Origin of the sequence: uncultured Chitinibacter sp. (genome assembly GCF_945957625.1) — a bacterium.
Lineage (GTDB): Bacteria > Pseudomonadota > Gammaproteobacteria > Burkholderiales > Chitinibacteraceae > Chitinibacter > Chitinibacter tainanensis.
In genome coordinates this window covers 513,623-526,952 of record NZ_CAMFLP010000001.1, presented here as the reverse complement: position 1 = coordinate 526,952, position 13,330 = coordinate 513,623, and the positions used below count along the sequence as shown (strand labels likewise).

Sequence of the window (13,330 nt, the reverse complement as noted above, 5' to 3'; positions counted from 1 at the left end):
AAAGGACGCCGTGGCGTCCTTTCCTATACCCCCACCGAGTATAGCTTGCTAAAATAGCTCTTCTGCGCTCGCTACGGCAGTACCCAGCTTGGCCACCACAATGCCAGCTGCTTTATTTGACCAGTCCATCGCTTCGGGTAAATCCAGCCCCGCCGCCAGCATTAAGCCCAGCGTGGCAATGACCGTATCTCCTGCCCCTGAGACATCAAACACCTCGCGGGCTTGGGTGGGTTTGTGTACCACCTGATCCGCTTTGAAGAGGCTCATCCCTTCTTCGCTGCGCGTTACCAGCAATGCCTGCAACTGCAATTGCTCGCGCAGAGCCTGAGCTTTGCGGGTAAGCTCTGCCTCATCTTGCCAACTACCCGCCACTTGCTTGAATTCGCTGCGATTAGGCGTGAGCAACGTCGCGCCTGCATAAATGCTGTATTCATCCCCTTTCGGATCGACCAGCACCGGTTTACCCGCTTCATTGGCAGCCTGAATCATGGCCTGTACATGTGAGAGGCTGCCTTTGCCATAATCGGACAAAATCACCACATCAATATCCAGCAACGAGGCTTTGAAATCATCGAGCTTCGCGGCCAGTACTTCGTGGCTGGGCTTGTCTTCAAAATCGATGCGTAGTAATTGCTGCTGACGTGACAATACCCGCAATTTGACGGTGGTGGAGATCTCGGCATCGCGGTGCAGGCCCGTTTCTACCCCAGCCTGCTGCAATAGTTTTTCGAGGCTAGTGCCCGCCTCGTCATCACCAATCACCGACAAAAGCTTAGCCTGACCACCCAGCGCCACGATATTGCGTGCCACATTCGCAGCGCCACCGGCACGCTCGTCGCTCTTGGTAATTCGCGCAACCGGTACCGGCGCTTCAGGTGAAATCCGCTCAACGTCGCCAAACCAGTAGCGATCCAGCATCACATCACCGACTACCAATACGCGCGCCTGCTTTACCTGCTCTTTTAACTGCATTGGCTTACCCCTGCAAAGATGCCTGAATGGCTTGCAGCGTCGCCAGTGGGTCGGCACTTTGCGTGATCGGACGCCCAATCACCAGATAATCCGCCCCAGCTGCAATCGCGGCAGCAGGCGTCATCACGCGGTTTTGATCATCCAAGGCCGCATCGGCTGGGCGAATACCCGGGGTAACCAATTTAAAATCTTGCCCGCAAGCAGCCTTTAATAAGCTGGCTTCCTGCGCAGAGCACACCACGCCATCAAGGCCGCAGCTTTTGGTCAATTTCGCCAGGCGCTCCACCTGCTCGGCCGGGCTGCAGTGCAAGCCAAGCTCTTGCAGATCTTCGACTCCCATGCTGGTTAAGACGGTAACCGCAATCAGTAGTGGTCGTTGGCTGAGTTTATCCAGCGTTTCGCGGGTGGTTTCCATCATTTTGCGGCCACCACTGGCGTGCACATTCACCATCCAGACACCCAAATCGGCGGCCATTTTGCAGGCTTGCGCTACGGTATTCGGGATATCATGAAATTTTAGATCAAGGAAAACCTCAAAGCCTTTGCCCGACAATTGCTCCACCAGCTGTGGGCCAGCGGCAGTAAACAACTCTTTACCCACTTTCAAGCGGCACAGTTGCGGGTTTACGCGCTCGGCAAAGGCCAAAGCACCGGCGGCATTGGGATAATCCAATGCCACTACAATACGAGGATCAAGCGTCATATTTAAAACCAAACAGAAATTAGAATTAGCCTAGCGGCCAATCAATGATTAGCCGTACGGCGTTTGCCGCGGATCGGCGCATAGGTTTCCCAGCCATTACAACCGGGACAATGCCAGAAAAATTGGCGGGTTTTAAAGCCGCATTCATGGCAATAATACATCGTGTGTTCGCGGGTGTTGTCGTGCAGCAGTTTGCCGATGAGTTCGATTTCTGGCTTTTGCTCATCGGGCGCCACCAGCAGATGTGCCTCCAGCAATTTGCGCAGCCCGGACATCGTTGGCGTCTCACGTAAGCGTTCACGCACAAAGTCGTGCGCCGCCTCCACGCCATCTGCAGCAATAATTTGCTCGTATAAAAGATCAACAATATCCAGCTCCGGATACCGCGCCAGATACCGCCGTAGTAGCGCTACGCCTTCCGTCGCCTGTCCCATTTGGGTGTAGGCATGCAAAACCTGCTTAGCGGCCAAAGTTAAATATTGTGGATCTTGGTTTTCAATCGCCAACCATTCATCCAGCGCTGCTTGCGCACTGCCATGGGCCAGCAAGATCTCACCGCGCATCAGGCGCGCCCGCACACATTGGCGATGAATCTGTAAAGCCTGCTCCAGAAAACCATTCGCCGTATCTAGCTCTTTACGCACCAAGGCCGACGCTGCCAATTCGCAATAAAATTGAGCAATTTCATGCTGATAGCTGTGGCTTTCATCGCGTAATTGCTGGGCAATCTCAATGGCTTTGAGCCATTCATGTTCTTGCTGGTAAATTGCCAAGAGCTCGACTAATGCGGCGCGTGCCGCACCGGTGCCGGATAATTCATGCAGCAAGTTTTCGGCACGATCAAAGAGCCCGGCCTTAATAAAGTTGATCGCCAATTCAAGCTTGGCTTTTTCTTGCTGCACATCACTTAGATCGCGCCGGGCGAGCAATTTTTGGTGCATGCGAATGGCACGCTCCAATTCGCCACGCCGCCGGAATAAATGCCCGAGCGTGAATTGCAATTCAATGGTTTCTTCGTGCTGCTTGGCAATATCGACATAAATCTCCACGGCCTTATTGGTTTCACCAGACAAGAGGTGATTAAGGCCTTTGAAATAAGCCGCCGGCAGCGATTTACTTTGGGCAATAACGTGTTTGATATCGACCCGGGCAGCAAGCCAGCCCAAGCCAAAAAAGGCTGGCAAAATTACCAGCCACCAGAATTGGATTTCAATCATTGATTAGATCGCGTCTTTTGGTTGAATCAGGGGGGAGTCAGTGAGTGGCGCAGCAATCGGCGCGAGTTGTTTGTTTTCTTTGCGCAATTTCACCAGCTCGCGACGCAGACGAAATACCTGACTAAAACTCGCTAGCAAGCCAAACACCACGCCCAGCACGAAAAACACTAACAAAATCATGGCCAAAGGCGCATTCCATACATAGCCAAGGAAAAAATGCAGATCGACGGGAACAGCGTTATGCATGGCAAAACCAAACAACAACACAAAGATCAGAAATTTAACGATCCAGCCCAGATATTGCATCGTAATACCCCCCTTGTTATCTGCATTCCATTGTAGCCTAAATTAGCATTGGGTTTACCAAGCACAATAAAAAAGCGGCCTCCGCAGAGGCCGCTTTGGGTAAAGCCACTCAGATTACAGCTCGAAATCGACCCGCTCTCTCAGCTCTTTGCCTGCTTTAAAGTGCGGCACAAACTTTTCCGGTACAGCCACTTTCGTGCCTGACTTTGGGTTGCGCCCCACCCGTGGCGGGCGATAGTTCAAGTCGAAGCTACCAAAACCGCGAATCTCGATGCGTTGGCCTTGCGAAAGGCTACGGGCCATGGCATCGAGCATTGTCTTCACGGCCAACTCTGCATCTTTGGCAACCAGCTGTGGATAGCGCTCGGCCAGTCGTGCGATGAGTTCAGATTTGGTCATATCCTACTGCGATTCCTATGCAGGATTATTCAGCAGAACCTGACAGCTTAGCTTTCAGCAGCGCGCCCAAGCTAGTCGTACCAGCGTTAGCGTCTGTTGACAGTTTGCTCATTGCTTCGCTTTGCTCAGCGCTGTCTTTAGCTTTGATTGACAGGTTGATCGAACGAGTTTTGCGATCCACGTTGATGATCATCGCTTCAACTTCATCACCTTCTTTCAGAACGGTGCGGATGTCTTCTACGCGATCACGTGAAACTTCAGTCGCACGCAGGTAGCCTTCAACATCATCCGACAGAGTCACTACGGCGCCTTTCGCGTCCAGTGATTTAACCGCGCCTTTAACTACGGCACCTTTGTCGAATTGAGAGATGAAGTTGTTGAATGGATCACCTTCCATCTGTTTGATGCCGAGGCTGATACGCTCTTTCTCTACATCGATAGACAGAACGATGGCTTCAACTTCATCGCCTTTCTTGAAGTTACGCACGGCTTCTTCACCAGCCACGTTCCAAGACAGGTCAGACAAGTGAACCAGACCGTCGATACCGCCAGCCAGACCCACGAACACACCAAAGTCAGTGATCGATTTGATCGCGCCTTTGATTTTGTCGCCTTTCTTGTAGTTAGCAGCGAAATCGTCCCATGGATTAGCCATGCACTGTTTCATGCCGAGGCTGATACGACGTTTGTCTTCGTCGATATCCAGGATCATCACTTCAACTTCGTCGCCCAGTGCCACTACTTTCGATGGGTGAACGTTTTTGTTAGTCCAATCCATTTCAGAAACGTGTACCAGACCTTCGATGCCTTGTTCGATTTCAACGAACGCGCCGTAGTCGGTCAGGTTAGTTACTTTACCGAACAGACGAGTGCCTGATGGGTAACGACGTGACAGACCCACCCATGGATCTTCGCCCAATTGTTTCAGACCCAGAGATACACGGTTCTTGTCTTGATCGAACTTCAGAACCTTAGCTTCCAGCTCATCACCCACTGACAGAACTTCAGATGGGTGTTTAACACGGCGCCACGCCAGGTCAGTGATGTGCAACAGACCATCGATACCGCCCAGATCAACGAACGCACCGTAGTCAGTGATGTTTTTAACGATACCTTTAACGATCGAGCCTTCTTTCAGGGTCTCGAGCAGTTTCTGACGCTCTTCACCCAGAGAGTCTTCCAGTACCGCACGACGTGATACCACCACGTTATTGCGTTTGCGATCCAGTTTGATCACTTTGAATTCAACTTGCTTACCTTCGTAAGGCGTAGTGTCTTTCACTGGACGGATATCTACCAGAGAGCCTGGCAGGAAGGCACGCAGGCCATTTACCATCACAGTCAAACCACCTTTGACCTTGCCGGAAATAACACCGGTCATGATCTCGCCGCGCTCCAGGCAGTCTTCCAGCTCGATCCAAGAAGCCAGACGTTTCGCTTTTTCGCGAGACAGCTTAGTTTCACCGTAGCCGTTTTCCAGGCTGTCGATGGCAACAGGTACGAAGTCACCAACTTTAACGTCAACTTCGCCGCTGTCGTTTTTGAATTCGTCCAGCGGAATCAGAGATTCTGATTTCAGGCCAGCATTTACAGTGACAAAGTTGCTGTCGATCGCTACAACCTCAGCGGTAATCACTTCACCAGCTCGCATTTCTTGGCGGGTGAGGCTTTCCTCAAACAGGGCTGCAAAGCTGTCCATAGTAGCGGTAGTCATTATGTGGAAAATTCCATTTGCCGGTCGCTTGCGCGCGCGTCACACAATGCAAGAACGGCGGGTTAAGTTAATAAAAAAGGCCAGCAGAATCAGTCCGCTGGCAGGACGCGCGTCCATGTAAAAATGGATTTACACAGAATCCGCGCATTCTACAGATTTTCTCTCTTGCGATCAAGCCCTTAGCGGCCTTGCCACCAAGCCAGCACCTGCTCAACTGCGGCATCCGCAGTCAACTCGGTCGTATCCAGCAGCAAGGCGCCTTCGGTTTGCGCCAGCGGCGCTACGCTGCGCGCACGATCCCGTGCATCGCGCGCTTCCAGATCTGCGGTAATCACCGCCAAATCAGCCGCCTCGCCACGCGCTTGGAGCTGCTTAAAGCGCCGCTCGGCCCGCGCAGCGGCTGATGCGGTCAGAAAAACTTTGAGCTTGGCATCGGGAAAGACCACGGAACCCATATCGCGACCATCGGCCACCAGCCCCGGCGCTTTGGCAAAGGCTTGCTGGCGCGCCAGCAAAGCAATACGCACTTTGGGCAAAGCGGCGATTTGCGAAGCACCTGAACCGATTTCTTCGCTGCGTATCGCAGTCGTGACGTTTTGGCCTGCCAGCAAAATCTGGTCGCCATCAAATACTACATCCAGGTATTGCGCCACAGACGTTACTGCGTCTTCATCAGACCACAATACCCCCTGCTGCAATGCAGCGAGCGCAGTGAGGCGATAGATGGCGCCGGAATCCAGATAATGAAAACCCAAGGTTTCGGCCACGCGCTGGGCCACGGTCCCTTTGCCGGAGGCGGAAGGCCCATCAATGGCGATCACGGGAATGTGCGGCATACTGCAACTCCTTCTCCAAAACAACTCAGTCAGAACGAGCAGCTGCCCGCCCAAAAAACAAACATCCTGCAGCAAGGGCTGCAGGATGCTTTTGATCTAAAGCGAATTAAGCGTTGGCCAGTATGGCTTCAATAGCCTGCAATTCGTCAGCGCTAAAGTCTAGATGGTGGATGGCGCCAACATTTTCAATAATCTGTTCCGGCCGGCTCGCGCCAATGATCACCGAAGTGACTGTCTGCAAGGCCCAAGCCAGCGCCATTTGCGCCAGCGACTGGCCACGCTGCTGCGCTAGCAGATGCAAGGCCTGAATCTGCTGCAAGCGCACTTCTACTTTATCGGCGCTTAAGAAATGATTCTGGGCATCTGCCGCCCGCGAATCTGCTGGAATACCCGCCAGATAACGATCGGTGAGCAAACCTTGCGCCAGCGGGCAAAAGGCAATCGAGCCCACGCCTTCATCAGCCAGCACTTTGGTCAGGCCACCCTCAATCCAGCGATCAAACATCGAATACGAAGGCTGGTGAATCAGGCAAGGCGTACCCAATTCTTTGAGCACCTTCACGGCCACCGCAGTTTGCTCCGCCGAATAGGAGGAAATGCCCACGTACAGCGCTTTGCCTTGGCGCACCAAACTATCGAGCGCGCCCATGGTTTCTTCGATCGGAGTATCCGGATCAGGGCGATGCGAGTAGAAAATATCGACGTAATCGAGCCCCATCCGGCGCAGACTTTGCTCGCAACTGGCAATCAGGTATTTGCGACTACCCAGATCGCCATAAGGGCCGGGCCACATTTCCCAGCCGGCTTTGCTACTAATAATCAGCTCATCGCGATAGCCGTGCAGATCGGTCGCCAACAGACGGCCCATGGTTTCTTCTGCCGCACCGGGTTTGGGGCCGTAGTTATTCGCTAGATCAAAATGCGTAATACCCAGGTCAAAGGCCTTGAGCACCATGGCACGGCTATTGGCATAAGGGCGATTTTCGCCAAAGTTATGCCACATCCCTAGCGACACGGCCGGCAGTTTCAGCCCGCTGCGCCCGCAGCGACGGTAAGGCATCTGGGTATAACGCTGTGGGTCGGCGACATAGCGCATAAAAATCTCCTACCGGCCAGTGGCCGCTTAGCGAAAGGTTTTGCCCCAAGCGCTGCGCGCCTGACTGGCCCGATTGATGTATTCGGTGAGCGCATCAGCTTGCTGCGCTTCGATCAAGCCAATCAACTGCTGCAACTGCGCGGCATTGGCGCGTAAATCCTGCAAAATGGCCTGCTGATTCGCAAGGGTAATATCGCGCCACATATCCGGGTGCGAGCCGGCAATGCGGGTGAAATCACGAAAGCCGGTGCCGGCAAAATCGAGGCACTGCGCCGCATTGTCTTTATCAAGCACCGTATTCATAAAGGCAAAAGACAAAAGATGCGGCACATGGCTCACCGCGGCAAACACGCCGTCATGGCTGGCGGCAGCCATCTCATACACTTGCGCCCCGCAGGCTTGCCACAGCTGGCGCACCAGCGCTAAAGCCGCAGCATCGGTCTCGGCAAGCGGTGTGAGCACCACCCGCCGGCCTTCATACAAGCCATAGGTCGCGGCGCTGGCGCCGGACAGATCGGACCCCGCAATCGGGTGTCCGGGTACGCAACGGCTGAGTTGCTGAGGCAAATACTGGCGATACAGCGCGCAAACGTCCTGCTTGGTGGAGCCACCATCGGTCACAATGCAATCGAGGGCCAAATGCGGGGCGATTTGTTGCAACAACGCACCCATTTGCCCCACCGGCGTACCCAGAAAGACCAGATCGGCCCCTTGCACCGCCTCAGCGGCGACATGGCTGGCGTGATCAATCACCCGCAGCTCAATCGCCCGCTGCAGATTGGCCGTATTGCGCCCAACGCCCACCACCTCTTCCACCAGCCGGGCGCGCTTCAAAGCCAGCGCAAACGAGCCGCCAATCAGGCCCGTACCCAGCAAGACCAGTTTGCGCAGTTTCATTGCTGCTCCAGCACCTTAATCAGGCTGTAGCGCAAGTTGCTGGCATCGGCCGGCGGATTGGCCACTTTTTCGATTTTGACTTTCAGGCGGTAGCTTTTGCCCGCCTCCGGCTGAAAGCCGGCAATCGAGTTATAAAAGTTTTCCCACTCGCCAGTGGCGCTGGTTTTCACCTGCAAACAATCCATTTTCATCACCCCGGCCGAGCACGGCTTAGTCTCGGGGCCAACCCACAGCTCTGCGGTACGAACGGCAGGTGTACGCTGCAAGCGCAGCTCGCCCCCCTGACCGTCTTTCACTCGCAAAACCTGGCCTTTTTTATGTAATTGCAACTGCTCAGCGCCTTGCAGCACCTGCAAATAGGCCGTTTCAACCTGCATCTGCGCTGGGGCGCACATCATCCGCGTAGTGGCCAGCGGGCCGATTTTGAGCGGATTGGCTTGCAGCTGACCATTAAAGCGGTTACAAGCGGCAAAACCACTGACACGACCATCTTCACCCACCTGCAAACTAGGGCGTTGCTTGGCATCCAGCTTGATCGCCTTGCCTGCTTGCTTGAGAGACACCAGCTCATACTCACCATTGAGCAACAATGGCTTAGATTCTGCCGCATAGCTCAATAGCGGGGTCGCCAGCGCAGCTGCCAAAATACAAGAAATAGTCCGCATCAAGGTTCTCCTACAGTTCGCGGCCCACTGCGCTGGCAATTGCGCGCAAAGTGGCCATCAGACTGGTTAATTGTTCGGCCGAGAGGGCCTGATCAGCATCGCACCAGGCTTCGGGTGGATTCGGGTGCATTTCCACCAGCAAGCCATCCGCACCAGCCGCAACGGCGGCCTGCGCCAGCGCCGGCACCATCCACGCTTTACCACCGGCATGGCTTGGATCAACGATCACCGGCAAATGCGTTTCCCGCTTGAGGACCGGTATCGCCGTTACATCCAGCACATTGCGATAAGCGGTTTCAAAGGTGCGAATACCGCGTTCGCAGAAAATAATATTGTGATTGCCGCCGGCGGCAATATATTCAGCCGCCATCAACCATTCATTGATGGTGGCAGACAAACCTCGCTTGAGAATAATCGGCTTATTGACCCGACCCACTTCTTTGAGCAGGTCAAAGTTTTGCATATTGCGCGCGCCAATCTGGATGACATCCACGTCGTATTCCATAAAGGTGTCGAGCATACGCACATCCATCAGCTCGGTAACCACGGGCAGATTGTGTGCGCGCGCCGCGGTTTGCAGATAATCCAGCCCCTGCACCCCTAAACCCTGAAACGCATACGGACTAGTTCGCGGCTTAAATGCCCCACCCCGCATCATGCGACAACCGGCGGCGGCCACCATGGCGGCCGCATCAGCCATTTGCGGCTGGGTTTCTACCGAGCATGGGCCGGCAATCACCTGAATCTGCTTGCCGCCCAAGGGGATACCGCGCACCGAAATCACCGAGCCGGCCGGGTGCGTATCGCGTGAGACAATTTTGTATTGCTTCATGATGCGGGTCACACGCTCCACCCCAGGGAGGATTTCAAAGCGCGAGGCATCCAGCAGGTCTTCATCGCCCATCGCACCAATAATCACCAGCTCCGAGCCCCGCGATACGTGCTCGGTCAGGCCACGGGCGCGGATTTCATTCACCACCGCCTGCACCTGAGCATCGGTGGCCGATAATTTCATCACAATGATCATCGTATCGCCCTTTTTTACATGTTAAACCCAGTGCAATCACCGAGGTATAGCCAGCCAGACTAACACCGGCAAGCCTTACCCGCCAATACGGTCGGTATTAATCACTGCCAGCGTTTCGCATCGCCATGCCTAGGGAGCCACCCGCACAGCATCATCCGGTGGCACACCCCAGCGGGCCAGCGCCCAGCCGGCCGCACACACCAGCGCCGAAGCGGTAAACACCCACGCCCCGCCCCACAGCGGCCAGACTAACCCCGCCAGGATACCGCCCAAACTGCCACCCAAGCCAAATGACATCGCAATATACAATGCCTGCCCCTTAGCCTGATGTCGACCAGCAAAGTAACGATGGATATACCACATATTCACCGCATGATTACTGCCAAAGGTAAAGGCATGCCCCAGCTGGGCCACGATCACCACGGCCAAGGTAGCAGGCAACCAGCCAATCAGCGCAAAGCGCAGCACCCCGACGGCCAGCCCAAACAATAAGAGACTGCGATAGCGAAACCGCTGCGTGAGCTGCGGCATCAGCCAGAACACCGCGATTTCAGCCCCCACCCCGATGGTCCAAAACCAGCCAATCAAGCTCTTGCTATAGCCCTGCTCGGCCGCATAAATCGAGTAAAAGCTGTAATACGGGCCATGCGCCAACGACATCAGAAAGGTGGCGCCCAGCAACGCCAAAACTTCACGCTGGCGCAATATCTGGGCAAAACCTGCTTGGACCGTGCTGCGCGCTGCCGCCGCGCCAGTTTCTGGCACCCACCAGCAATACAGCGCCAAGGCCGTCATCACCGAGATCACGGCCCATGGCAACACGCCCACACCCAGCGCCTCGATCAAATAGCCCGCCACCAGCGTCGCCACCACAAAACCCACCGAGCCCCAGATGCGCAAGCGCGCATACGCACCCGAATCGCCCTGCAGCAGATTCATGGCCGTGGCTTCCACCAGCGGCAAAGCCGCGCTCCAGAAAAAGCTGGCGAGCAATACCGCTAGAAACAGCGGCCAGAAACTGGTGCTAAAGGTCAGTGGAATAAAAAACAACAGGGCCGCGACACCAGCCAGACGCAAAATGGTTTGCCGGCGGCCACTGCGATCGGCCAGATAGCCCCAGATGGCTGGAGCGTAAATGCGGTTGATTTGCGTGAGGCTAGTCAGAATACCGATCTGCCAGGCCGGAAACGCCAGCCCAGCCAGATACAGGCCCCAGTAAGGGGAAAACAGACCGTTAAAGGCGAAATAGCAAAAATAGAAGCCGGCGATCGCCAGCAAGGCGGTTTTTTTCTGCATACCTAGCTGGGTATTGGCCTAGCAAGCTGATTAAGATTGGCTTGGCTAGCAATACCCTTGCATCACGATTTAAACTGCTCGGCCGCAACGCGCAGATAATAAAACATCGACACGATGGTCAGAATGCCGGCCAGATAAAGCGCAATGCTGCCAATCAATGGCGTTGATACGCCCGGCACCAGCGGCGCCCACCACAGCAGGAACAAGATCGCAATCATCTGCGCGGTGGTTTTGAGCTTGCCGATCATATTCACCGCCACGCTTTTGGATTTACCCAGCTGAGCCATCCATTCGCGCAGGGCCGAAATGGTGATTTCGCGACCGATGATAATCACTGCCAGCCACGATGGCGCGCGATCGATCTCCACCAGCAAAATCAGCGCCGCCGCCACCATTAATTTATCGGCGACTGGATCGAGAAAAGCGCCAAACTGGCTGGTTTGATTCCAGCGCCGGGCCAGAAAGCCATCAAACCAGTCGGTGATGGCGGCCAGCGCAAATAGGCCCGTGCCGACCATATTTTGCCAGGCCACCGGATAATCGGTATGTGGCAGATAAAACACACCCACAAACACCGGAATCAGCGCCACGCGCAACCAGGTTAGCAAAATCGGCAAATTCAAAGGCATAGTCTAAGATCGTCGGTAGGCCGGTGGCCAGCTATCACGGCCATGCAGGCTAGCAAAGCCCACCCGCATGAGAATGGCCGAGATTGTAACTGTTTTCCGCGCCCACCGCTTGCCCTAAGCGGCCGGCTGCTCGCCCAGCTTACGCCGCACCCGCCGCAGCACAGCAAACAGCACTGCCACCAACAGCGGCAAACTCAGGCCTTGCACCAGTTCCACCGCCACTGGCACGCCCATGGCTTTGAGCCCCTTCAGCCCATAGCCCAGCAGCCCACACAAGTAGTAGCTGATCGCCGCAATCGACAAGCCTTCGACGGTTTCCTGCAAACGTAACTGCAGCCGCGCACGTTCGGCCATGCCGCTCAATAAATGCTGATTTTGCTGCTCTAGCCCGACCTCAACCCGCGTGCGCAGCAAGGCCGTGGCGCGACTCACGCGCTGAGCCAAGGTGCGCTGACGCTGCGCCACCACCGCACAATGCTGCAACTTGGGCGCCAGGCGGCGGGTTAGGAACTGACTCAAGGGCTGTACCCCTTGCACCCGGGTTTCGCGCAGCTCTAGCAGCCGTTCACGCACCTGCATGTAGTAATCTGCCGAGGCGGCAAAGCGATGGTCGGTGCGCGATAGCGCGCTTTCCACCTGCGCCGACAGGCGGGTCAGCCGCTGCAGCAGCGGCCATTCATTGTGCGCGCTCAAATCCTGCAAGCTGCTGATGAGCTCGGCCAGCTCCAGATCGGCCGCGGCGAGCTCAGGGCCGATTTGCTGGGCGATCGGTGGCGCCAGCTGGGCCAGCGCCCGCGCGCTTTCGATATCAAACAGCCGCTGCAACATCCGCCCAGCCTGCCGCCGCCCCATACGCCGATCGGCGAGCACAAAGCGCAAAAAGCCATTGTGATCGGGCTGGTAATCACCAAACAGCCAACCGGCGCCATCCCCCACTTCGCCACCCACCAACTCATGGCCGGCAAAAAAATGCGCCGCAAGCTCTGGCACCGCCTGCGGCAGTGCAGCCGCTGGCAACACCAAGGCATGGATCGCCACCAAGACTTGCCCGGGCAATAAATCCAGCCATTCGGCCGGCAAGCCTGCCAAGGCCGGCTGGGAAAAAGGCGGGCTCGCCGAATCGAGCGGTGCGCTGATGCTCAGCATGGAATGTTCGGCGTGGCGCTGCCAAAACAGTTGCAACTCGCCCAACTGCGTACTGAACGCAGCGACTTCGCCCGCCGGCCCCGCCACGCCAAAATGGCGACAGAGCCGCTGCAATAACCACAGCTCATTGGCGAGGCTTAGATGCTGATTAGCATACGCCAGATGACTCACTTGGCCGGGAATCTGCAGCGCGGGATAAGCCAAAGTATGCGTTTCACTGGCCACCTGCCGGCGCAGCGGATGCTCATGCAGGCGCAAGCTAAATTCGGTTGCGGCGGTCTTGGTGTTGGCGTCGTGGGGCATGTAGGTCTCCTCACCGTTGGGTGGCGATCTTTACCCATAGAGCAATGCAAAAGCCATGCCACATAACGAAGCAAGGGGTATTACCACCAGCACCTTATAAAATAAGACTCTAGCAGCAATACCC

The 13,330-nt window shown here is 55.6% G+C and carries 14 protein-coding genes; all 14 read right to left on the bottom strand.

The features are described from left to right. Positions 1 to 48: 48 nt before the first annotated feature. The 14 genes from rfaE1 to QV747_RS02385 all read right to left on the bottom strand — a co-directional run bounded on the left by rfaE1 (position 49) and on the right by QV747_RS02385 (position 13,206). Positions 49 to 972 carry a D-glycero-beta-D-manno-heptose-7-phosphate kinase gene (gene rfaE1 / locus QV747_RS02450; RefSeq protein ID WP_273428842.1) on the bottom strand — a complete coding sequence of 308 codons (924 nt, stop codon included), beginning with the start codon at positions 970 to 972 and terminating at the stop codon, positions 49 to 51. A 4-nt stretch (positions 973 to 976) separates the two neighbouring features. Continuing rightward, complete coding sequence (gene pyrF / locus QV747_RS02445) at positions 977 to 1,675, bottom strand: orotidine-5'-phosphate decarboxylase (RefSeq protein WP_273428841.1); 699 nt, start codon at positions 1,673 to 1,675, stop codon at positions 977 to 979. 41 nt (positions 1,676 to 1,716) lie between these two features. Continuing rightward, positions 1,717 to 2,892 (bottom strand): lipopolysaccharide assembly protein LapB, encoded by a 1,176-nt coding sequence (lapB, locus tag QV747_RS02440; protein ID WP_273428839.1) that lies wholly within the window; start codon positions 2,890 to 2,892, stop codon positions 1,717 to 1,719. Positions 2,893 to 2,895: 3 nt separating this feature from the next. Continuing rightward, positions 2,896 to 3,198: a lipopolysaccharide assembly LapA domain-containing protein gene (locus QV747_RS02435; RefSeq protein ID WP_028449034.1), complete on the bottom strand. Its 303-nt coding sequence runs from the start codon at positions 3,196 to 3,198 to the stop codon at positions 2,896 to 2,898. A 114-nt stretch (positions 3,199 to 3,312) separates the two neighbouring features. After that, on the bottom strand, positions 3,313 to 3,597 hold the full coding sequence (locus QV747_RS02430; protein WP_028449033.1) for an integration host factor subunit beta: 285 nt from the start codon (positions 3,595 to 3,597) through the stop codon (positions 3,313 to 3,315). 25 nt (positions 3,598 to 3,622) lie between these two features. Beyond that, a complete protein-coding gene (rpsA, locus tag QV747_RS02425; protein WP_231550504.1) occupies positions 3,623 to 5,311 on the bottom strand; it encodes a 30S ribosomal protein S1 in 1,689 nt (562 codons plus the stop codon). 179 nt (positions 5,312 to 5,490) lie between these two features. Continuing rightward, positions 5,491 to 6,147, bottom strand: coding sequence for a (d)CMP kinase (cmk, locus tag QV747_RS02420; RefSeq protein WP_273428836.1), 657 nt, complete (start codon positions 6,145 to 6,147; stop codon positions 5,491 to 5,493). A 106-nt stretch (positions 6,148 to 6,253) separates the two neighbouring features. Next, positions 6,254 to 7,243: an L-glyceraldehyde 3-phosphate reductase gene (gene mgrA, locus QV747_RS02415; RefSeq protein WP_273428834.1), complete on the bottom strand. Its 990-nt coding sequence runs from the start codon at positions 7,241 to 7,243 to the stop codon at positions 6,254 to 6,256. A gap of 27 nt (positions 7,244 to 7,270) precedes the next feature. Then, on the bottom strand, positions 7,271 to 8,140 hold the full coding sequence (locus QV747_RS02410; protein WP_273428832.1) for a prephenate dehydrogenase/arogenate dehydrogenase family protein: 870 nt from the start codon (positions 8,138 to 8,140) through the stop codon (positions 7,271 to 7,273). After that, on the bottom strand, positions 8,137 to 8,805 hold the full coding sequence (locus QV747_RS02405; RefSeq protein WP_273428830.1) for an META and DUF4377 domain-containing protein: 669 nt from the start codon (positions 8,803 to 8,805) through the stop codon (positions 8,137 to 8,139). Before QV747_RS02405 ends, QV747_RS02410 begins: the two co-directional genes overlap by 4 nt. A gap of 10 nt (positions 8,806 to 8,815) precedes the next feature. After that, the gene (gene aroF, locus QV747_RS02400; RefSeq protein WP_273428829.1) at positions 8,816 to 9,820 is read right to left on the bottom strand and encodes a 3-deoxy-7-phosphoheptulonate synthase; all 1,005 of its coding nucleotides are present in this window, start codon (positions 9,818 to 9,820) and stop codon (positions 8,816 to 8,818) included. A 141-nt stretch (positions 9,821 to 9,961) separates the two neighbouring features. Next, the gene (locus QV747_RS02395) at positions 9,962 to 11,128 is read right to left on the bottom strand and encodes an MFS transporter (RefSeq protein ID WP_273428828.1); all 1,167 of its coding nucleotides are present in this window, start codon (positions 11,126 to 11,128) and stop codon (positions 9,962 to 9,964) included. Between the two features lie 62 nt (positions 11,129 to 11,190). Beyond that, positions 11,191 to 11,757: a CDP-diacylglycerol--glycerol-3-phosphate 3-phosphatidyltransferase gene (gene pgsA, locus QV747_RS02390; protein WP_028449026.1), complete on the bottom strand. Its 567-nt coding sequence runs from the start codon at positions 11,755 to 11,757 to the stop codon at positions 11,191 to 11,193. A gap of 114 nt (positions 11,758 to 11,871) precedes the next feature. Then, entirely contained in the window at positions 11,872 to 13,206 is a 1,335-nt protein-coding gene (locus QV747_RS02385) for a DUF3422 family protein (RefSeq protein WP_273428826.1), read from the bottom strand. Positions 13,207 to 13,330 lie beyond the last annotated feature (124 nt).